Consider the following 19321-nt stretch of genomic DNA (forward strand, 5'->3'; position numbering starts at 1 on the left):
ACTTCCGGCAAAATACCTCTCCTGGACTATATTTAAGAAGATTTTGACTACAGCAACGACCCTTTCATTAATGGAAAATGGAGACGAGTTCAATGTCGCATAATGAGAAAAACCCCCATCCGCACCAGTCGCCGGTTCATGACACCCGTGAATCCCAGCCAGGCCTCGGCTCCCTGGCCCCTGAGGACGGATCGCATCGCCCTTCCCCTGAACCGACGCCGCCTGGCGCACAGCCTACGGCTCCCGGTAGTCTGAAATCGCCGGATACGGGCAACGAAAAACTTAACGATCTGGAAAGCGTGCGTAAAGGCAGCGAAAACTTTGCCCTTACCACTAATCAGGGCGTACGCATCGCCGACGATCAAAATTCGCTGCGGGCCGGTAGCCGTGGTCCTACGCTGCTGGAAGATTTTATTTTACGCGAAAAAATTACCCACTTTGACCACGAACGCATCCCGGAACGTATCGTTCACGCGCGCGGCTCGGCGGCGCATGGCTATTTCCAGCCCTACCGCGACCTGAGCGATATTACGAAAGCGGCGTTTCTTTGCGACCCCGATAAGATAACCCCGGTATTCGTCCGCTTCTCAACGGTTCAGGGCAACGCGGGCTCTGCCGATACCGTGCGGGATATTCGCGGATTCGCCACAAAATTTTATACCGAAGAAGGTATTTTCGATCTGGTCGGCAACAACACGCCGATCTTTTTTATTCAGGACGCGCACAAGTTCCCGGACTTCGTTCATGCCGTGAAGCCTGAGCCGCACTGGGCAATCCCCCAGGGGCAGAGCGCCCATGACACCTTCTGGGACTACGTCTCGCTGCAACCGGAAACGTTGCATAACGTGATGTGGGCCATGTCCGATCGCGGTATCCCGCGCAGCTATCGCACGATGGAAGGATTCGGCATTCACACCTTCCGCCTGATCAACGCCGAAGGCAAAGCAACCTTCGTACGCTTCCACTGGAAACCGCTGGCGGGCAAAGCGTCGCTGGTGTGGGACGAAGCGCAAAAGCTCACCGGGCGCGATCCGGATTTCCATCGCCGTGAACTGTGGGAAGCCATCGAAGCAGGTGATTTCCCGGAATACGAACTGGGCTTCCAGCTCATTCCGGAAGAAGATGAATTCAAATTCGACTTTGACCTGCTGGATCCGACCAAGCTGATCCCGGAAGAACTGGTGCCGGTACAGCGCGTGGGCAAAATGGTGCTCAACCGCAACCCGGATAACTTTTTCGCGGAAAACGAGCAGGCCGCTTTCCACCCCGGTCACATCGTGCCGGGCATTGATTTCACCAATGACCCGCTGCTGCAGGGACGTCTGTTCTCTTATACCGATACGCAGATTAGTCGTCTGGGCGGCCCCAACTTCCACGAAATTCCAATCAACCGTCCGACCTGCCCGTATCACAACTTCCAGCGTGACGGTATGCATCGGATGGACATCGACACCAATCCGGCAAACTACGAGCCTAACTCGATTAACGACAACTGGCCGCGCGAGACGCCGCCTGCGCCGAAGCGCGGCGGATTTGAAACGTACCAGGAACGCGTTGACGGCAACAAGATCCGCGAGCGTAGCCCGTCGTTTGGCGAATACTATGCACATCCGCGCCTGTTCTGGCTTAGCCAGACGCCGGTTGAACAGCTGCACATTGTTGACGCCTTCAGCTTTGAGTTAAGTAAAGTGGTTCGCACCTATATCCGCGAGCGGGTGGTCGATCAACTGGCGCATATCGACGTTAATCTTGCCCAGGCGGTAGGTAAGAATCTGGGCATTGAGCTGACGCCGGAGCAGACGCAAATCGCCCCGCCGCCGGACGTCAACGGGCTGAAGAAAGATCCTTCGCTGAGCCTTTACGCCATTCCGGACGGTGATATTAAAGGCCGGGTGGTAGGAATTTTACTTAACGGCAAAGTGAAATCCGCCGATCTGCTGACCATTCTGCAGGCGCTGAAGGCAAAAGGCGTCCATGCAAAACTGCTGTACTCGCGGATGGGCGAAGTGGTAGCCGACGATGGCTCCACCCTGACCATTGCCGCCACTTTTGCCGGGGCCCCCTCCCTTACCGTGGATGCGGTCATTGTGCCGTGCGGTGATATCGCTGATATCGAAAACAGCGGGGATGCCCGTTATTACCTGCTTGAAGCATATAAGCACCTCAAACCGATTGCGCTGGCGGGTGACGCACGGCGCTTTAAGGCGGTGCTCAATGTCGATAGTCAGGGGGAAGAAGGCATTGTCGAAGCCGACAGCGCGGACAGCCATTTTATGGACACGTTGTTTACGCTGATGGCCGGGCATCGCGTCTGGTCGCGGACGGGTAAAGTGCCGCTGGTACCGGCATAAGAGTCAGAAGGTAAAAAAATGCGGCGCACATTGCGCCGCAAACTCAGGAACTACACATTAAGAAAACTGCCCAGACGGTAGCCGCGTTCTGCAATCGCATATTTAAGCGACGCAGAGGTCAGCACCTCCAGTTCAGTCAAGCGGGGGTAACAGTAGGCGCTCTGACGAAGCGTATTGTCGATGAACGCCGGATGACACATCACCTCCAGGGAGGCTTCTTCGCGCGCCGCGGAGGCGTCCAGCACCTCAAGAAACAGGGCTTCGGAAATCTCCTCGCCGTAAAAATCACTACTGAACTCTTGCGAACTGCGCAGCGTCGCGGGCAGTTCGGCGTCCTGCGGCACCAGCCGACGGTCGATGCGCAGCGCCACGCCCCGTTCGGCCGCAAAACGCGCGACGAGAGGGAAAATTTGCGGGAACATATGCACGTGATGATGACTGTCCAGATGCACAGGCTCCCGCCCGAACAGGTCAATGAAACGCTGATACTGACATTCAAGCTCATGGGCGATCTCATCCAGCGGCAGCGTATCCTCTTCCGCCATCTGCCATATCCATTTCCCCAGCCGCCCTTCACGGGCCAGCCCGGGCATTTCGCTCAATGGTTTACCCAGGGTCAGGACAAAGTGCATCCCGACCGCCAGGGTCGGCAGTTCGCGACTCAGCTGCGCCGCGTGTTCAATGGCGTCGCCGTTCACCAGCGCGGTCGTGGAGGTCACCACGCCGTGGCGACAGGCCTCCACAATGCCGTAGTTTTGTCCTTTGCTCAGGCCAAAATCATCCGCATTTACAATCAATACGCGTTCCATAACCAACCTCTTTAGCGCTGTGCGCCTTTCAGTTGTTCAATACACCCGGCGAAGTTTGGCAGCCACGTCTCATGCGCCAGAATCAACTCACGCGCCAGGGTTTCCGCATCGCGATCGGAGTGAACCAGCGGACTGAGGTTCAACGCCAGCAGCACGTCGTTAAATTCGCCGCTCAGCGCCGCCTTGCTGGCCGCCACCTCAAAGCCCTTGATGGTATAGATAAGCCCTAACACTTTCTCATCAAAATGGGTGATGCGCGGATGCGGCTTCGCGCCGTCGCGTCCCAGCGTGCAGGTCATTTCTACCGCCCAGTCCGCCGGGATATTATCCACATGGCCGTGGTGCGGAATATTGACATAGTGCTCGGTCTGCTTGTCGTTGAAAATCGCGTTGATAACTTCGCAGGCGGCATCGGAGTAGTAAGCCCCGCCGCGCTGCTCCAGCTCTTTCGGCTTGACGTTCAGCTCCGGATTCTTATACAGCTCGAAAAGTTGCTTCTCAACTTTCTGCACCACCTGGGCGCGCGCGCCGCCTTTGTAATATTCGCCCATTTCAATCGCCAGCATCTCTTTCTGCTTGAAGTAGTAGAGCAGATACGAACACGGCAGCAGATTCAGCGAGCGAATCAGACCTTCGCTGAACGGCAGATCGAAAATATTCTTCACGCCGGAGGCTTTCAGCTGACCCGACGCTACGCCATCCAGCAGTTCAGCAAAGCGGGACTGTCCGTTAACGAACACATCTTTGATAAACACCATATGGTTGAGGCCGAACAGATCGATAGAGAGAGCGTCATGCTCAGTCAGCGCCAGCACGTCGCTGATGAACATTTTCATCCCGACAGGAATGTTGCAGACGCCGATAAAGCGTTTAAAGCCGGTATGACGGTACACCGCTTCGGTCACCATGCCGGCCGGGTTGGTGAAGTTAATCACCCAGGCATTCGGGCACAGCTCCTCGACGTCTTTAATGATGTCAAAAATCACCGGAATAGTGCGCAGTCCTTTGAAAAGACCGCCAGCACCGTTCGTCTCCTGCCCCAGATAGCCGTGGCTCAGCGGAATGCGCTCATCCAGCTCACGGGCTTTCAGCTGGCCTACGCGCAGCTGAGTGGTGACAAAATCAGCATCTTTCAGCGCTTCGCGGCGATCCAGCGTTTTGAAAACCTTCATCGGCACGCCGGCTTTTGCAATCATACGCTGGCAAAGGTTATAAATGATCGCCAGTTTTTCTTCGCCGCCTTCCACATCAACCAGCCACAATTCAGTGACCGGTAGTTCATGATAGCGCTTAATAAAGCCTTCCAGTAATTCCGGGGTATAGCTACTGCCGCCACCAATGGTGACGACTTTTAATTTCTGGCTCATAATTTCTCCCTTCAGTGATAAACACTGGCGTGAATTATGCTCTGCCCATTTTTCAGTAATAACGCGGTTCTCCCGCGTAAATGATGGGCAAGCTTAAAATCAGATTGTTACGTAAAATAATTTACTGGCTATATTGCGTAAGTTTTTTTCGATAACTGTTCGGCGTAAACGACGTCATTTTTTTAAACGTCTTAATAAACAGACTCGGACTGCTGTAGCCCGCTTCAAAAGCAATATCCGTAACCGAATAGTTAGTCATCTCCAGCTGTTTTTTGGCGAAGTTGATCCGAATTTCGTTAATTAACTGCATCGGCGTTTTTCTGTAATAGCGCTGGGTCGCTCGCGTCAGGTACTCCTGAGATTTTGCCGACAGAGCAATCATATTTTCCAGCGCGTTTTCGCCGAATTGCTCCTTGTTATGCATGGTTTCCACAGTCGCTTTTAACCACTGAGGAATATCGTCGGGCACCTGCTCCTCACGATAATGGCGCAGACGGTTGATAATGTAGAAGGTGACCACTTCGACAAATTCTTCCAGCCCGGTATCACGAAAGTTAAGCGACGCGACGACCGTTTCGACATAGGTTAAAAATGCGCTGTTGATACGGTAGACCTGCGATGCCACAAAGCAGTACGGCATAAGCGGGCTGTAGTGCTGTTCAAAAAAGTGCTTACTGATACCGACGTTGAGGATGCGCGTAGAGCCGAACTCGTAGAAGCTCTGGTGATGCGACCCCAGCGGGATAAACACAAAATCGCCGCGCTCAAGCAGTACGCGCTTGCCGTTGATCTCCTGATAATAGCGACCGGTCAGCACCAGCGTGAACTCATAATAATCGTGCTGATGCAGACCACAGGCGCTCTCTGTCTTGTTATAGATAAAGACATGGAAATTTTTACCGTTAAACAGCTGTTGCTCATGGGCGACGGTAATTTCCGGTGCGGTAGCGGTAGCCTGTAGCTGCATCATCGACTCCTTACTTGCTCAGCTTTTCGTGAAGCTCAATCAGTTCTGACACCAGCTCGCGCGCCAGCATTGAGGTCATCAGGTGATCCTGGGCGTGAACCAGCACCAGGCTGACCTTCATTTTACCTTCGCCCTGATCGCCTTCAATCAGCTTCGTTTGTACCAGGTGCGCCTCATTCAGCGCCAGCCGCGACTGCTCCATCATCGTTTTCGCCGCCTCAAAATCGCCCTGCTTCGCCTGCTTAAGCGCTGCGTAAGCCAGGCTGCGCGCCTGCCCGGAGTTGATGATAAGGCCCATCACCACTTCTTCAAGCTCTTCGGCTTCGCTCTGGGTATCGGTGATATTATCGAGATCCATCATAAATCATTCCTCTTTGACGGCCCGGCATACGGCTGCGCATACCGGGTTAAACTTAAAATTTCAGGGCATTAGCGATGTCTTCTTCGCTTTCCTCTTCGTCAATGACGTTCTGCGCTTTGTTCGCCACCACCACAAACGGCAGGTAAATCAGGGTCGCGATGCCAAGGTTGAACAGCGCAACCAACAGAGCGGCGACGCTGCCGTTGGTGTTAAAGAAGGCCCCAGACCGGTTGGCATGGTCCACGGCGCGATGTTTGTAATCGGCGGGATAATGCCCAGATAGTACGCCACCAGCGTAATCGCGGCCAGAATCGGCTGTACCAGAATGAACGGGATAAACATTACCGGGTTCATAATAATCGGCAGGCCAAACAGAATCGGTTCGTTAATCTGGAAGATGCCTGACGGCAGCGCCAGCTTCGCTACCTGACGGTAATCCGCGCGACGAGAGGCGATAAAGATAGCGATAATCAGGCCGAGCGTTGCGCCGCTGCCGCCGAGGAAGATGTACGAATCCAGCATCGGTTTTGCCCAGATGTGGAAGGTCTTACCGGCGGCCAGCGCCGCGTCAACGGAGCCGTACTGCTGATAGATGGCAATGTTTTCCAGCGCCCACGGCGTCATGATGCCGCTGTCGAGCGCGGTCAGCGCCAGGGAGCCGTGAATACCGAAGAACCACAGCAGCGGGACAAAAATAACGTAAGCCCAGCCCACAACGCTGCCCAGCGACGCCAGCGGCGTAGAGATGGTATCCATAATGATCTGGTGGAAGTTTGTTCCCCAGGTGTTCAGCGCCCAGGCGATAATCCCCATAATAGAAAGGATAATAAAGCCAGGAATGAGCGCCGAGAATGAGCGGGAAACGGAAGCCGGTACGCTATCCGGTAATTTGATAACCCAGTTGCGGCGGACAATAAAAGTGAACAACTCCGCAACGACCAGGCCGATAATAATACCGGAAATAATATTCGCGCCGCCCAGCCAGTTAGCGCCAACCGCATAGGCTTCGCCAACGCTGTAAGGGGTAACGGTCATGAACGCCGCGACGGATAATAATCCTGCCGCCAGCGCGTCAACTTTGCGTTCTTCCGCCAGCGCCATACCGATAAAGAACGGCGCCATTAACGACATAATCCCTAACGTACCGTTATAGACGTTGCCGCCAATACCTTTCAGACTATTAAGATTTTCAATGGTGGAGGCATCCAGACGAACGCCGAGGGAATAAAAAAACGACCCCTCCCCAAAGCTGAGGAAAACGTTATTGATTAATACAAACATGGCCCCCGCGAGGGTTAACGGCATTAAGCGAATAAAACCGTTTTTGATTGCATTAACGTGCGGTTGCTTTCCGATTTTAACAGCAAAAGGAAGGAGTACCTTTTCAAGTGAAGCAATGACGTTACTCATAGAAAAATACCCTTAAAAACCGCAATCAGACATTGCGGTATATGTAAATGAAATAACTCTTTGACGGGAAAAATTAAAAATATTAATTTGCTGCGGCTTTTTTAATTGCTGCAACCGCAGCCTTAAGCACGCCTAAACCATCGACCTTGCCATACAGCAGCGAGTCAATCACTTCTACAGGCTTGTTGGGTAACAAACGCTGAATTTCGGGCAACATATAAGCAATTTGCGGACCTAATAAGACGACGTCCGCTGCGGGACCTTTTTCCCCGGCCAGGGTTTCCGGGAATGCTTCAATAATAACCGGTACTTCATATTTCTCAGCCTGGGCGCGCATTTTGGAAACCAGTAGAGAGGTAGACATGCCCGCGGAGCAAAACAGATAAATGTGTTTCTTTTCCATAAAAACCATCCTCATGTGCGATTATCTGTTAACCAGACACGCCGCAAGTCTCAGACCTGCATCCATGCGCTGATCAACCTGCGTAACCGAAAACTTATTTCTGTGTCTGAAACGAGTATACGATATCGGGCCCGCTGATGGTATTTCATTGACCTTTCAAATTGTTTCTCATTGACCTGGAGCTATGACCCTCTTCACATTTCGGGCAAATAATTCGCAGCAATAATTAAGATCATTAGCGACAAAAAAAACCGGCCCAGGGGCCGGTTATCCGCGTTGTTCAGGCTTTAATCAGTGATTACTGCTTCGGAGCCTGCGGATCGGTGTCATATTCGGCGCAGGTCTGGTAGCCAGAGTTAATGACATGGCCGGTGTCGTCAAGGGCGACAAAGTAGGTTTCGGCTTTACCATCACGTTGACCCAAAATGTAGGTCTGGCAGGTGCCGCGCGCATGAATCATGCTGACTTCGGAAGACGGCTTACCGGCAATCTGGGCAACCTGAGTGCGGCTCATGCCTTTTTTAACATCTTTGACGACCGGCTGCACAAACTGGTCTTTCGTACGATCGTAAGCCGTACACCCTGCCAGCATGGTCAATACTGCCGCTGCGCTTAAAATTCCTGCTAAGTTCTTGTTCATTTTCCGTCCTCTTGTTTTTCAGCGTGTTATGTAAGCCTGGAATACATCATCGGATTTTTCAAGGTGACAATTCACACAAAGGTTGTTTCAGAAGATTCTAATAAAACAGTGGGATGTCGTTTTAAACGTCACTCAGCCTGCGCTCACTTGTCGTTTCCCCGACAACAGGTTAGCTTTAACACAGACAGCTTTATTCTTTTCACATTGGGAGGGGTTCAATGTCTCTGCAACAAGAGATCATCCAGGCGCTGGGCGCAAAGCCGCATATTAATCCGCAGGAAGAGATTCGCCGCAGCGTGGATTTTCTGAAAGCGTATCTGCAACGCTATTCCTTTCTGAAAAGTCTGGTGCTGGGTATCAGCGGCGGCCAGGACTCTACGCTGGCAGGGAAACTGTGCCAGATGGCCATCACTGAGCTGCGCCAGGAAACCGGCAACGCGGCGCTGCAGTTTATCGCGGTGCGTCTGCCTTACGGCGTGCAATTCGACGAACAGGACTGCCAGGACGCGCTCGAATTTATCCAGCCCGACCGCGTGCTGACCGTCAATATTAAAAGCGCGGTGCTGGCAAGCGAACAGGCGCTGCGCGACGCGGGCATCGAACTGAGCGACTTTGTGCGCGGCAACGAAAAGGCGCGTGAACGCATGAAAGCGCAGTACAGCATCGCCGGTATGACCGGCGGCGTGGTGGTCGGCACCGATCATGCGGCAGAGGCGATCACCGGTTTCTTCACCAAATACGGCGACGGCGGTACCGATATCAACCCACTGTTTCGCCTGAATAAACGTCAGGGCAAGCAGCTGCTTGCGGCGCTGGGCTGCCCGGAACATCTGTATAAGAAAGCGCCAACCGCCGATCTGGAAGATGACCGCCCTTCTCTGCCGGATGAAGCCGCGCTTGGCGTCAGCTATGACAATATCGATGATTACCTCGAAGGCAAAGCGATTGATCCTGCTATCGCCAGCATCATCGAAGGCTGGTATCTGAAGACGGAGCACAAGCGCCGTCCGCCGATTACCGTCTTTGACGACTTCTGGAAACAGTAATTGCCCGTGGCCGGATGACGACGCCCGCGTCCTGTCCGGCCCTCTCAACGCAGCGCCTCTTTTTTAATCTCCCCTGCGCTGTTATACTGGATGAATAACCAGCATCCGGAGTCAACAGTGGTACGGCGTCAATCAGCCCCTCGTCTCGAGTTTGAAGCAGCAGCTATTTACGAATATCCCGAACATCTGCGCCCCTTTCTGGAGGCATTGCCCTCCGTTCCGGGGGTGTATCTGTTTCACGGCGAAAGCGAAGCAATGCCGCTGTACATCGGCAAAAGCGTCAATATCCGCAGCCGGGTGCTGTCGCACCTGCGCACCGCCGATGAAGCGGCGATGCTGCGCCAGTCGCGACGCATCAGCTGGATCTGCACCGCCGGGGAGATTGGCGCGCTGCTGCTGGAAGCCAGGCTGATTAAAGAGCAGCAGCCGCTGTTTAATAAGCGTCTGCGGCGTAACCGTCAGCTCTGCGCGCTCAGGCTTGCCAACGGTCAGGTTGAGGTGGTCTACGCCCGGGAGGTCGATTTTTCCCACGCGCCGAACCTGTTCGGCCTTTTTGCCAACCGCCGCGCCGCGCTACAGGCGTTGCAGACCCTCGCCGACGAACAAAAATTGTGTTACGGACTGCTCGGCCTTGAGCCGCTAAGCCGTGGTCGCGCCTGTTTTCGCTCGGCGTTAAAACGTTGCGCTGGCGCCTGCTGCGGTAGAGAGAGCCCTGACGATCACGCCGCTCGTTTGCAGGCCGCGCTGGAAAAACTGCGCGTGGTGTGCTGGCCGTGGAAAAGTGCGATTGCGTTGAAAGAGAGCCGCCCGCAGATGACCCAGTACCACATTATTAATAACTGGCTGTGGCTGGGAGCAGTTGAGACGCTGGAAAATGTAGCGACGCTGGTGCAAACGCCAGCGGGTTTTGATCATGATGGCTACAAAATTCTCTGCAAGCCCCTCATCTCAGGCGCCTGTGAAATTATTGAGCTGGGTCCGGAACATATGCCCCCCATCAGCTAATTTTCCGCACAACTTTTTATCACCGGCCTGAACGTCCGTTTTCGTCTTCCGGCGCCGCAAATGGCAGCAGTACACGTCTTAGAAAAAAAACCGCCGGTCCTGTCCATCGCCTCACGGGAGAGGATGAACAAGACCGGCGGTTTCCGAATCAGAGCGCTAAGCGATTACTCAGCAGGTACGGGCATTTTACCGTCATGTGCCGGACGTTCTGTCAGACGCTTCTCAAAATTGGCATTAAACTGCTTTTTCTGTTCCGGGGTCAGAATGTTGTAGATCTTATTCTGGGTTTCCAGATGCGCCAGCATGTTGGCCTTGCGCTGTTCTTCCATTTTCGCAATCTGCGCTTCAGCTTTCGCTTTGTCGAAGCTGTCGCTGGCGATAATGTCGTGCATCGCGCGGCGTTCATCAGCCGACGGGCGCTTCATCTGGTCACGCTTGTCTTTCATGATGTCGCGAATCTGCTGCTTCTGCGCATCGGTCAGGTTCAGGTCTTTAAACATCATGTCGTGATGCGGTCCGAATTTGCCTTTATGGTGCATCATCGGTTTTGCGTCTGCCGGCGCGGCGGACGTTGTGTCAGCGGCGTGAGCCAGGTTAGCCGCGCCCAGAGCCAGCGTTGAAGCAACAAACAGTGCAGTTAATTTACGCATATTCTTATCCTTCCTTTCAGTTATTTTTTCCGGCGTTCCTGTCGCTGATGAAAGGGACAGCGCCGTGTTGACGAAATTAACTTTAGCGGCTTAATCGTCAATTAGTCAGAGTAACGGTAAAACAATGAAAGTATAAAAAACACTATTTCGCCAATTATGGAGAAAATAAGAAATGATTGCGGAGAGTTGAAAGTAAATGTAACAACCAACTGATTTTGCAGGAAATATGCAGAACTATAACGTAGCAGTGATGATAAATAAAGCAGTTTACCAGGAATAATCCGTATTTGTTTTACGCCCCGCTGAAATATAAGCGCCACAGGCGGTTCCGCGCCTGTGGAAACAGCATCAGGCTATTTTCTCCAGCATCAGGCCGGCGCGTAATCCGGGCGCCACGCCGGGATTGGGAAAAAGAACATATTCCACCGGATGGGTGGCAAAAAAACGCTCATCACCATCTTCCGCCAGCAGTGCGCCTTCGCTGAATGGCGTAAAGTTCAGCGTCTGGCTGTCCATATGCAGAATGAACGCTTCGCTGCGGCGGGTAATCTGCGACACCACCCGATAGCGAACCGGCGCCGCGCCGCGAGTCGTGACGAGTTCTCCCCTCAGCAGCGCGGAAAGCGCATCCGCCGTCGGCGTAAACTGCCGCAGATCGTTTTGCCCGAACGGCAGCGCTTTACCCAGCTCGAGAGTGCAGGAGAGCGCGCCGAAATGCTCGGCGCTGAAATGGGTGAAGGTGCCGCCCGGCGTCTGGTGAAAAACCAGCGCCTCCAGCCCGGCGGCGCCAAGCCAGGCGAGAAACGCCTCATCCCAGGGCTCCAGCCGCTGCGGCAGGACGCCAAACCGCAGATGATGAGAACCGCGGATAGCGGTGTGAAGATCCAGATGCCAGCGGCGCGATGCCGCCGTCCCGGACCAGAAATCCTCCAGGCAGCGCTCCAGCTGCCGCGCGCGCAGCGTCTCGCCGCTCCGGGCAAACTGCCGCCAGCGTCCGCCAAACATCCGGTTCATATCGCTGTGGCAGTAGCGTTTGCCCTCCGCCAGCGCCTGCGGATTGCCCAGTATCACCAGCAAACGCCAGCGCAGCGCAATCTCGCCCCGTGACAACGCCCGCAGCAGCGCATCCAGCATCTCAACCGGCGCGGTTTCATTACCGTGGATCCCAGCGGAGATTACCAGCGCGCCTTCCGTTGCCGCCTGCGGAATCAGTTCGAGGACGCCCGGCTGCGTCCAGCGCCAGTGAAAATGCGCTTTCGCCCCCTCTTTTCCCTCCGGCATCGTTCCGCCAAGGGTGGCGGCCAGAAAATTATCCATGTTCGCCTCCCGTCTGCTGGAACGGATAAACGGACCCCAGCTGTAGCAGTTGCGTCAGCGTATCCAGCGCCTCCCGCCCTTCGCGTAACAGCTGCGGGTCGGCGAGATCCGCTGCGGTTAACCGGTCGCGATAGTAGCGATCCACCCAGTCATTCAGCGTATCGAACAGCGTGTCGTTCATCATTACCGCCGGATTAACCGCCAGCTGTTGCTCAGCGGTCAGCACCACCCGCAGACGCAGGCAGGCCGGGCCGCCGCCGTTGGACATGCTTTCCCGCAGGTCGAAGACCCGCATATCGCGAATCGGGGTATCGGCTTCGAGCAGATGACTCAGATAGCGCCACACGCCAGCATGGTCACGGCACTCCTGCGGCAACACCAGCAGCATAGTGCCATCTTCACGGCTTAACAGCTGACTGTTAAACAGGTAGGTTGAAACCGCGTCAGAAACGGAGACGTCTGACGCTGGCACTACCACCGGCGTAAAGCCCGGCACCCGCAGGCGCAGCTGGCGCAATACCTCCTCCTGCCTGGCAAAGGCCTGCTCATGGCAGAACAGCACTTCACGATTCGCCACCGCAATCACATCGTTGTGAAACACGCCGAGATCGATGACCTCCGGATGCTGCTGGACAAAAAGTGCCTGCTGCGGATTTACCTGGTTCAGCCGCGCCACGGCTTCGCTGGCCTCGCGGGTCTGCCGTGCCGGATAGCGGGAAGGCCGGGTCCGGTTGCCCTCCTCACGCCCGTAGACGAAAAGCTGGATACCGGGTTCGCCATACTCCGCGCCCAGCCGGTTATGATTCGCCGCCCCTTCATCGCCAAACATCGCCACCTGCGGCAGCGCCGGATGGACGGTAAAATAGGCTTCGTCGCGGAAAATGGCGCGCAGTAGCGCTTCGGTGGTCGGCGCTTCCAGCGAACGGTGGAACTTATTGTTCAGGTTCGCCACCGTCAGATGCACCTTGCCGTCCAGAGTGTCGGCAGAGGGCGCGACCGTTGCCGCGTTCGCCACCCACATCGGCGACGCTGAGCTGACGCTGGAGAGCCACTGCGGGGCCTGGCGCGCGACGTTTTCCACGATCTGCTCATCGCTGCCGCGAAAGCCGAGCTGGCGCAGCGCCGGGATAAACGGACGTTCATGCGGCGGGATCACCCCCTGCGGATAGCCCGCATCGGCCAGCGCTTTCATTTTCAGCAGACCCTGCTTCGCGGCCAGCCGCGGATTCGACACCTGAAAGCGATGCTGCACAGAGGCCACATTGCCATAAGACAGCCCGGCATAGTGGTGCGTCGGCCCGACCAGCCCGTCAAAATTCACCTCGCGCGCTCTCATACCGCATCCTCATGTGAAAAATCGAGCCCGGGACTGAGGGTCTCCGGCAGGGACAGCGCCGGTGATTCCAGACTCGCCATCGGCCATGCGCAATAATCAGCGGCATACCACGCGCTGGGGCGATGGTTGCCGGAGGCTCCCACGCCGCCAAACGGCGCGGTGCTGGCAGCGCCGGTCAGCGGCTTATTCCAGTTGACGATCCCCGCCCGCGCCTCAAGCAGCAGCTGGTCGAACTGCGCGCGGTCGGGGGAGATCAACCCGCACGACAGCCCGTAGCGGGTAGCGTTCGCCAGCGCAATGGCGTCGGCAAAACTATCGTAGCGCCAGACTCCCAGCAGCGGGCCAAATACCTCTTCATCCGGGACGTTCGCCACGCCGCTCAGCTCAATGATTCCCGGCGACAGCAGCGAAGTCCCCTCTTCAATCAGGCGCGGCGCCAGCAGGGTCCGGCCTCCCAGCGCCGCCAGACGTTGCCAGGCATCATAGACCTGGCGCGCCGCCTGCGCTGAAATCAGCCCGCCGATAAACGGCTGCGGCCCGGCGTCCCAGCGACCCGGCTGAATGCGCTGGCTCACCGCCACAAGACGCGCAAGAAAGGCATCGCCCTGCGCGCCCTTCTTCACCAGCAGCCGGCGCGCGCAGGTACAGCGCTGTCCGGCGGTAATAAACGCCGACTGGATGGTCAGATGCATCGCGGCATCAATGTCAGCCGGATTTTCCACGATCAGCGGATTGTTGCCGCCCATTTCCAGCGCGAGTATTTTTTCCGGCTGACCGGCAAGCTGGCGATGCAGCTGATAGCCGGTACTGGCGCTGCCGGTGAACAGCAGCCCGTCAAGCGTATCCAGCGCGCTCAGCGCCTGGCCGGTTTCCCGTCCCCCCTGCAACAGATTCAGCACGCCGTGCGGTAATCCCGCCTGCTGCCAGAGTTTAACCACCGCCTCTGCGCTCCACGGCGTCAGTTCGCTGGGCTTAAACAGCAGCGTATTGCCCGCCAGCAGCGCCGGGACGATATGGCCGTTCGGCAAATGGCCGGGGAAATTATATGGACCAAAGACCGCCAGTACGCCGTGGGGACGATGCCGCAGCGTCGCCGCGCCGTCAGGCAGTTCACTGTGCCGCTCGCCGGCGCGGGCGTGATAAGCCTGCACCGAGATGGCGATTTTATTGATCATCGCCGTGACTTCGGTCGCCGCTTCCCAGCGCGGCTTGCCGGTTTCGCGGGCGATAATTTCCGTCAGCTGCGTTTTATTTTCCGTCAGCAGAGCGGCGAATTTTTCAACTATCGCCTGACGTTCGCTGAACGGGCGTCGCGCCCAGCCAGGAAACGCGGCGCGGGCGGCGTGGGCGGCCTGCATCACCTGCGCGGCATCGGCATCATGACCCTGCCAGAGCACATCGCCCTTCACCGGATCCTGTTTCACCCGACGTTCACCCTGACCGGTGACCCAGTCGCCATTAATCCATAGCGTCATACCGTTTTCTCCTCAGCGCAAAGACGCACGAAGCGCACGCGCGCTCCCGCCTGACATTTAAGGGCATCCAGCTGCGCCGCAGTCAGCACCAGCCGTTGCATATCCGGGTCAGCGCGCACCAGCATGACGCGGAAGTTATGATAGTTTTCATTGGCGACCAGGCAGGCCGGAAAATCGCCCGCCGCGGGCTGCCCTTCGGCCACCTCCACCAGCCGGCTTTTACGAATCGCCCGCACCCGGTCGATGTCGCACTCCAGCGTCGGTCCGCCGTCGAAAATATCGATGTAGTTACGGTAGCGAAACCCCTCTTTTTCCAGCACCGCGCGGGCGGGCGCCGTCTGCGGGTGTACCTCGCCGATTACCGCCTGCGCCTGTGGGGAAAGAAAATGGGTATAGATAGGATGCTTGGGCATCAGTTCGGCAATAAAGGCTTTTTGTCCGGTGCCGCAAAGATAATCCGCCCGCTTAAACTCCATCGAAAAAAAGCGTTTGCCGAGGCTTTGCCAGAACGGAGAGTAGCCGTTCTCATCAATGACGCCGCGCATTTCCGCCACCACTTTTTCATTAAACCTGTCGCGAAACGCCGCCATAAACATAAAACGCGATTTCGACAACAGATAGCCATTGCCCTCTTTACGCCACGCCGGGTCGAGAAACAGGGTGCACAGTTCGCTGCTACCGGTGTGATCGTTACTGAGAAACAGCGTCGGCAGCGCGTTATACACGTTCAGCTCTTTGGAAGCATGCACCAGCGTCCCCACGCGATAGTTGTACCAGGGATCGTTCAGGCCGACCGCCACTTCAATCGCGCAGATGCCGCCGACAGTACCGGTTTCGGTGTCTTCCAGCACAAAGACAAAGCCCTGCTCGCTGTTGGGCAGTTCGTTGCGCCAGGTTTTAAGCGAGCGCTCAATGCGCGCAACAAGCGTCGCTTCATCGGCTGGCAGCGACGTCAGCCCGCCGCCGGTTTTACCGGCCAGCTGCATCAGCGCCGCCACATCAGCGCGTTCAACGGGGCGGATAACCATCATGATGAGCCTCCCGCTTTAATCTGTTCGCAGGCGAGCGCAAAGCGATCCAGCCCGCTAGCGACCTCTTCCTCGCTGATGTTCAGCGCAGGCGCGAAGCGCACCACGTTAGCCCCGGCAATCAGCACCATGACGCCTGCGCTGGCGGCGTACTGTGAGATCTGTTTGGCCTTTCCGGCATACTCCGCGCTGAGAACGCAGCCAATCAGCAGCCCCAGCCCGCGAATTTCGCTGAACAGGCCGGTGCGCAGGTTAATGGCGTTCAGGCGTTCGACAAACCAGGCGTGGCGCTGCTTCACGCCGTTCAGCATGTCGGGCGTATTGACGATATCCAGCAGCGTTCCGGCAACGGCGGTGGCCAGCGGATTGCCGCCGTAGGTGGTGCCGTGCGTACCGACCGTCATCACGCTGGCGCATTTTTCGCTCGCCAGCAGCGCGCCGATGGGGAAACCGCCGCCCAGCGCTTTGGCGGTGGTCAGAAGATCCGGCGTAACGCCGTAGTGCATATAGGCATACAGTTCGCCAGTACGGCCAACGCCGGTCTGCACTTCGTCAAAAATCAGCAGCGCATTGTGACGGTCGCACAGCTCGCGCAGCCCCTGTAAAAACGCGGGAGTGGCAGGCACCACGCCGCCCTCGCCCTGCATCGGCTCGACGATCACCGCGCAGGTGGTATCGTCAATCAGCGTGCTGGCGGAGTTAATATCGTTATACACCGCATGGCGGATCTCCGGCGGCAGCGGCGCGAAGTCCTGAGAATAGGCAGGCTGTCCGCCTGCGCTGACGGTGAACAGCGTACGGCCATGAAAAGCGTTTTTGAACGCCACGATACCGCTCTTGTCACTGCCGTAGCGATCGTGGGCATATTTGCGCGCCAGCTTGAGCGCCGCTTCGTTGGCTTCCGCGCCGGAATTACAGAAAAAAACGCGGTCGGCAAAAGTGGCGTCGATAAGCTTTTTCGCCAGACGCAACGCCGGTTCGTTGGTATAGCCATTGCCGGTATGCCAGAACCTGCTGGCCTGCTCGTTCAGCGCCTCGCGCAGCTGCGGGTGCGCATGTCCCAGGGCATTAACCGCAATGCCGCCAGCAAAGTCGATATACTCATTTCCCTGCTGATCCCACAAGCGTGAACCTTCGCCGCGAACCGGAATAAAAGGCGCGGGGGCATAAACGGGCATCATCCATTCATCAAAATTTTCACGCGTAATTGACTGAGACATAGCAACCTCAACGGTAAATAAAAAGTTATTTATATGTTAATAAAAAGTAGCGTTTGCGCTGTAAATGTAGATTGCAGACTTCATGCCAGCCAGAGGAAAAATGCATAAACGAGAGCCGGAAACGCAAAATCAACGGCTTAAAACCTGACGATATGCACTTTTATTGCATAAAAAGTGAATATATTTACCGGAAAGAGGAACTAATGGATGAAAATCTGAAGTATTATGCAAAAACCAAATATAATTCTGGATTTGTGATCGCCTGCGAAATTTACCGGAAAGTATTGCCTCATTGCGCAGCACTCTGCCCATAAAAAGCGCAGGCTGTGCCCCATCGTTAATCGTATTCGCCATCATTCGCGGAAACTGGCGACAAGTGGCAGTCAGGCAGCGGAAATTCTGCTACCATCCCTGCACTATTCACCCAGTAAAGTGGCAGCGACTATGAAATTTGTCTCTTTTAATATCAACGGCCTGCGCGCCAGACCTCATCAACTGGAAGCCATCGTCGAAAAACACCAACCGGACGTCATTGGCCTGCAGGAGACAAAAGTTCATGATGACATGTTCCCGCTCGAGGATGTCGCCAGGCTCGGCTACAACGTCTTTTATCACGGCCAGAAAGGCCATTACGGCGTGGCGCTGCTGACCAAAGAGACGCCCATTGCCGTTCGCCGCGGCTTCCCGGACGATGGCGAGGAGGCGCAGCGCCGGATCATCATGGCGGAACTCCCGTCGCCGCTGGGCAATGTCACCGTTATCAACGGCTATTTCCCGCAGGGCGAAAGCCGCGACCATCCGCTTAAATTCCCGGCCAAAGCGCAGTTTTATCAGAACTTACAGAATTACCTCGACAGCGAACTGAAGCGCGATAATCCCGTACTAATCATGGGTGATATGAATATCAGCCCGTCAGATCGCGATATTGGCATCGGTGAAGAGAACCGCAGGCGCTGGCTGCGCACCGGGAAATGCTCTTTCCTGCCGGAAGAGCGCGAATGGATGGACCGCCTGCTGAACTGGGGGCTGGTGGACACCTTCCGCCATGCGCACCCGGAAACGAACGATAAATTCTCCTGGTTTGACTACCGCTCGAAAGGGTTTGACGATAACCGCGGCCTGCGCATCGATCTGCTGCTGGCCAGCCAGCCGCTGGCGGAGCGCTGCGTGGAAACCGGCATCGACTATGCGATTCGCGGCATGGAAAAACCGTCCGATCACGCGCCGGTGTGGGCGAAGTTTGACGTTTGATCGACGCCGGTGAAGTCAAAGAAACGCCTGTTAACGGGCCTGATCGTCCTCTGTATAGTCGGGGTGGTATGGGCGATGCCCCCCGGCCTTCTTACCCTTGAGACGATCAGGCGCAATCATTCTCTGCTGGCGGACTGGCAGCGCCAGTCGCCTTTTCTCTGCGCGGCGCTCTATTTTCTGCTCTACACCGCGGTGGCGGCGCTGTCCGTTCCCGGCGCTGCGCTGCTGACCCTGCTCGGCGGGGCGCTGTTTGGTCTTTGCCAGGGCGCGCTGCTGGTCTCTTTCGCCTCGACGCTGGGGGCCACGCTGGCGATGCTCGCCAGCCGCTACCTGCTGCGTGAACAGGTAACGCGCCGTTTCAGCCGCCAGATGGCGGCGCTGAATCGCGGCATGGCGCGGGACGGCGTATTCTACCTTTTTGCGCTACGCCTGATGCCGCTGTTCCCGTTTGTGATGGTGAATCTGCTGGCGGGATTAACGACCGTTGGCGTTCGCCGCTACTGGTGGGTCAGCCAGTTGGGGATGCTGCCCGCCACGCTGGTTTATCTGAACGCCGGACGCCAGTTAAGTCAGCTGACATCAATGCGTGAGATTCTCTCTCCGGCTATGCTGGCCGCCTTCGCCCTGCTCGGGCTTTTACCGCTGGCCTCTCGCTGGCTGGCGACACGTTTTATTCAGGAGTAAC

At 56.3% G+C, this 19321-nt stretch carries 18 protein-coding genes and 1 pseudogene; 5 read left to right on the plus strand and 14 right to left on the minus strand.

Annotated elements, in window-relative coordinates; all coding sequences use genetic code 11:
- Positions 1-92 precede the first annotated feature (92 nt).
- The gene (katE, locus tag K7R23_RS19855; RefSeq protein WP_024132634.1) at positions 93-2351 is read left to right on the plus strand and encodes a catalase HPII; all 2259 of its coding nucleotides are present in this window, start codon (positions 93-95) and stop codon (positions 2349-2351) included.
- A gap of 50 nt (positions 2352-2401) precedes the next feature.
- On the opposite strand, the gene chbG is transcribed toward katE, so the two are convergent.
- The 7 genes and pseudogenes from chbG to osmE all read right to left on the minus strand — a co-directional run bounded on the left by chbG (position 2402) and on the right by osmE (position 8308).
- The gene (chbG, locus tag K7R23_RS19860; protein ID WP_012905594.1) at positions 2402-3160 is read right to left on the minus strand and encodes a chitin disaccharide deacetylase; all 759 of its coding nucleotides are present in this window, start codon (positions 3158-3160) and stop codon (positions 2402-2404) included.
- Between the two features lie 11 nt (positions 3161-3171).
- Positions 3172-4527 (minus strand): 6-phospho-beta-glucosidase, encoded by a 1356-nt coding sequence (locus tag K7R23_RS19865; RefSeq protein WP_012905593.1) that lies wholly within the window; start codon positions 4525-4527, stop codon positions 3172-3174.
- Positions 4528-4648: 121 nt separating this feature from the next.
- Complete coding sequence (gene chbR / locus K7R23_RS19870; RefSeq protein ID WP_012905592.1) at positions 4649-5497, minus strand: transcriptional regulator ChbR; 849 nt, start codon at positions 5495-5497, stop codon at positions 4649-4651.
- A gap of 7 nt (positions 5498-5504) precedes the next feature.
- On the minus strand, positions 5505-5855 hold the full coding sequence (chbA, locus tag K7R23_RS19875; protein WP_012905591.1) for a PTS N,N'-diacetylchitobiose transporter subunit IIA: 351 nt from the start codon (positions 5853-5855) through the stop codon (positions 5505-5507).
- Between the two features lie 52 nt (positions 5856-5907).
- Positions 5908-7265, minus strand: a pseudogene (gene chbC / locus K7R23_RS19880) (PTS N,N'-diacetylchitobiose transporter subunit IIC).
- 82 nt (positions 7266-7347) lie between these two features.
- Positions 7348-7668 (minus strand): PTS N,N'-diacetylchitobiose transporter subunit IIB, encoded by a 321-nt coding sequence (gene chbB / locus K7R23_RS19885; protein ID WP_003030620.1) that lies wholly within the window; start codon positions 7666-7668, stop codon positions 7348-7350.
- A 298-nt stretch (positions 7669-7966) separates the two neighbouring features.
- Complete coding sequence (gene osmE / locus K7R23_RS19890) at positions 7967-8308, minus strand: osmotically-inducible lipoprotein OsmE (protein WP_012905588.1); 342 nt, start codon at positions 8306-8308, stop codon at positions 7967-7969.
- 218 nt (positions 8309-8526) lie between these two features.
- Here osmE and nadE point away from each other — a divergent pair, with 218 nt between their 5' ends.
- Both nadE and cho read left to right on the plus strand, forming a co-directional pair.
- On the plus strand, positions 8527-9354 hold the full coding sequence (gene nadE, locus K7R23_RS19895; protein ID WP_012905587.1) for an ammonia-dependent NAD(+) synthetase: 828 nt from the start codon (positions 8527-8529) through the stop codon (positions 9352-9354).
- Between the two features lie 117 nt (positions 9355-9471).
- On the plus strand, positions 9472-10359 hold the full coding sequence (gene cho, locus K7R23_RS19900) for an excinuclease Cho (RefSeq protein ID WP_012905586.1): 888 nt from the start codon (positions 9472-9474) through the stop codon (positions 10357-10359).
- Positions 10360-10523: 164 nt separating this feature from the next.
- Here cho and spy read toward each other — a convergent pair whose 3' ends face one another.
- From spy to K7R23_RS19935, 7 genes are all read right to left on the minus strand, one after another.
- Positions 10524-11009, minus strand: coding sequence for an ATP-independent periplasmic protein-refolding chaperone Spy (spy, locus tag K7R23_RS19905; RefSeq protein ID WP_012905585.1), 486 nt, complete (start codon positions 11007-11009; stop codon positions 10524-10526).
- 348 nt (positions 11010-11357) lie between these two features.
- Positions 11358-12326 carry a succinylglutamate desuccinylase gene (astE, locus tag K7R23_RS19910; RefSeq protein ID WP_012905584.1) on the minus strand — a complete coding sequence of 323 codons (969 nt, stop codon included), beginning with the start codon at positions 12324-12326 and terminating at the stop codon, positions 11358-11360.
- On the minus strand, positions 12319-13662 hold the full coding sequence (gene astB, locus K7R23_RS19915; RefSeq protein ID WP_012905583.1) for an N-succinylarginine dihydrolase: 1344 nt from the start codon (positions 13660-13662) through the stop codon (positions 12319-12321). Before astB ends, astE begins: the two co-directional genes overlap by 8 nt.
- The gene (gene astD, locus K7R23_RS19920; RefSeq protein WP_012905582.1) at positions 13659-15137 is read right to left on the minus strand and encodes a succinylglutamate-semialdehyde dehydrogenase; all 1479 of its coding nucleotides are present in this window, start codon (positions 15135-15137) and stop codon (positions 13659-13661) included. Before astD ends, astB begins: the two co-directional genes overlap by 4 nt.
- Positions 15134-16168: an arginine N-succinyltransferase gene (astA, locus tag K7R23_RS19925; RefSeq protein WP_012905581.1), complete on the minus strand. Its 1035-nt coding sequence runs from the start codon at positions 16166-16168 to the stop codon at positions 15134-15136. Before astA ends, astD begins: the two co-directional genes overlap by 4 nt.
- Complete coding sequence (gene astC, locus K7R23_RS19930; RefSeq protein WP_012905580.1) at positions 16165-17385, minus strand: succinylornithine/acetylornithine transaminase; 1221 nt, start codon at positions 17383-17385, stop codon at positions 16165-16167. The genes astA and astC overlap by 4 nt, the downstream gene beginning before the upstream one ends.
- 129 nt (positions 17386-17514) lie before the next feature.
- Complete coding sequence (locus K7R23_RS19935; protein WP_232796084.1) at positions 17515-17742, minus strand: hypothetical protein; 228 nt, start codon at positions 17740-17742, stop codon at positions 17515-17517.
- A gap of 87 nt (positions 17743-17829) precedes the next feature.
- On the opposite strand from K7R23_RS19935, the gene xthA reads away from it, so the two are divergent.
- Both xthA and K7R23_RS19945 read left to right on the plus strand, forming a co-directional pair.
- Entirely contained in the window at positions 17830-18636 is an 807-nt protein-coding gene (xthA, locus tag K7R23_RS19940; protein ID WP_012905578.1) for an exodeoxyribonuclease III, read from the plus strand.
- A gap of 9 nt (positions 18637-18645) precedes the next feature.
- The gene (locus K7R23_RS19945; RefSeq protein WP_012905577.1) at positions 18646-19320 is read left to right on the plus strand and encodes a TVP38/TMEM64 family protein; all 675 of its coding nucleotides are present in this window, start codon (positions 18646-18648) and stop codon (positions 19318-19320) included.
- Position 19321: the final 1 nt, after the last annotated feature.

It is taken from the genome of Citrobacter rodentium NBRC 105723 = DSM 16636 (assembly GCF_021278985.1).
Taxonomy (GTDB): domain Bacteria; phylum Pseudomonadota; class Gammaproteobacteria; order Enterobacterales; family Enterobacteriaceae; genus Citrobacter_A; species Citrobacter_A rodentium.

Coding starts and splice junctions, on each gene's coding strand:
- katE (WP_024132634.1), top strand. CDS start 93: ATGTCGCATAATGAGAAAAACCCCCATCCGCACCAGTCGCCGGTTCAT.
- chbG (WP_012905594.1), bottom strand. CDS start 3,160: ATGGAACGCGTATTGATTGTAAATGCGGATGATTTTGGCCTGAGCAAA.
- K7R23_RS19865 (WP_012905593.1), bottom strand. CDS start 4,527: ATGAGCCAGAAATTAAAAGTCGTCACCATTGGTGGCGGCAGTAGCTAT.
- chbR (WP_012905592.1), bottom strand. CDS start 5,497: ATGATGCAGCTACAGGCTACCGCTACCGCACCGGAAATTACCGTCGCC.
- chbA (WP_012905591.1), bottom strand. CDS start 5,855: ATGATGGATCTCGATAATATCACCGATACCCAGAGCGAAGCCGAAGAG.
- chbB (WP_003030620.1), bottom strand. CDS start 7,668: ATGGAAAAGAAACACATTTATCTGTTTTGCTCCGCGGGCATGTCTACC.
- osmE (WP_012905588.1), bottom strand. CDS start 8,308: ATGAACAAGAACTTAGCAGGAATTTTAAGCGCAGCGGCAGTATTGACC.
- nadE (WP_012905587.1), top strand. CDS start 8,527: ATGTCTCTGCAACAAGAGATCATCCAGGCGCTGGGCGCAAAGCCGCAT.
- spy (WP_012905585.1), bottom strand. CDS start 11,009: ATGCGTAAATTAACTGCACTGTTTGTTGCTTCAACGCTGGCTCTGGGC.
- astE (WP_012905584.1), bottom strand. CDS start 12,326: ATGGATAATTTTCTGGCCGCCACCCTTGGCGGAACGATGCCGGAGGGA.
- astB (WP_012905583.1), bottom strand. CDS start 13,662: ATGAGAGCGCGCGAGGTGAATTTTGACGGGCTGGTCGGGCCGACGCAC.
- astD (WP_012905582.1), bottom strand. CDS start 15,137: ATGACGCTATGGATTAATGGCGACTGGGTCACCGGTCAGGGTGAACGT.
- astA (WP_012905581.1), bottom strand. CDS start 16,168: ATGATGGTTATCCGCCCCGTTGAACGCGCTGATGTGGCGGCGCTGATG.
- astC (WP_012905580.1), bottom strand. CDS start 17,385: ATGTCTCAGTCAATTACGCGTGAAAATTTTGATGAATGGATGATGCCC.
- K7R23_RS19935 (WP_232796084.1), bottom strand. CDS start 17,742: ATGATGGCGAATACGATTAACGATGGGGCACAGCCTGCGCTTTTTATG.
- xthA (WP_012905578.1), top strand. CDS start 17,830: ATGAAATTTGTCTCTTTTAATATCAACGGCCTGCGCGCCAGACCTCAT.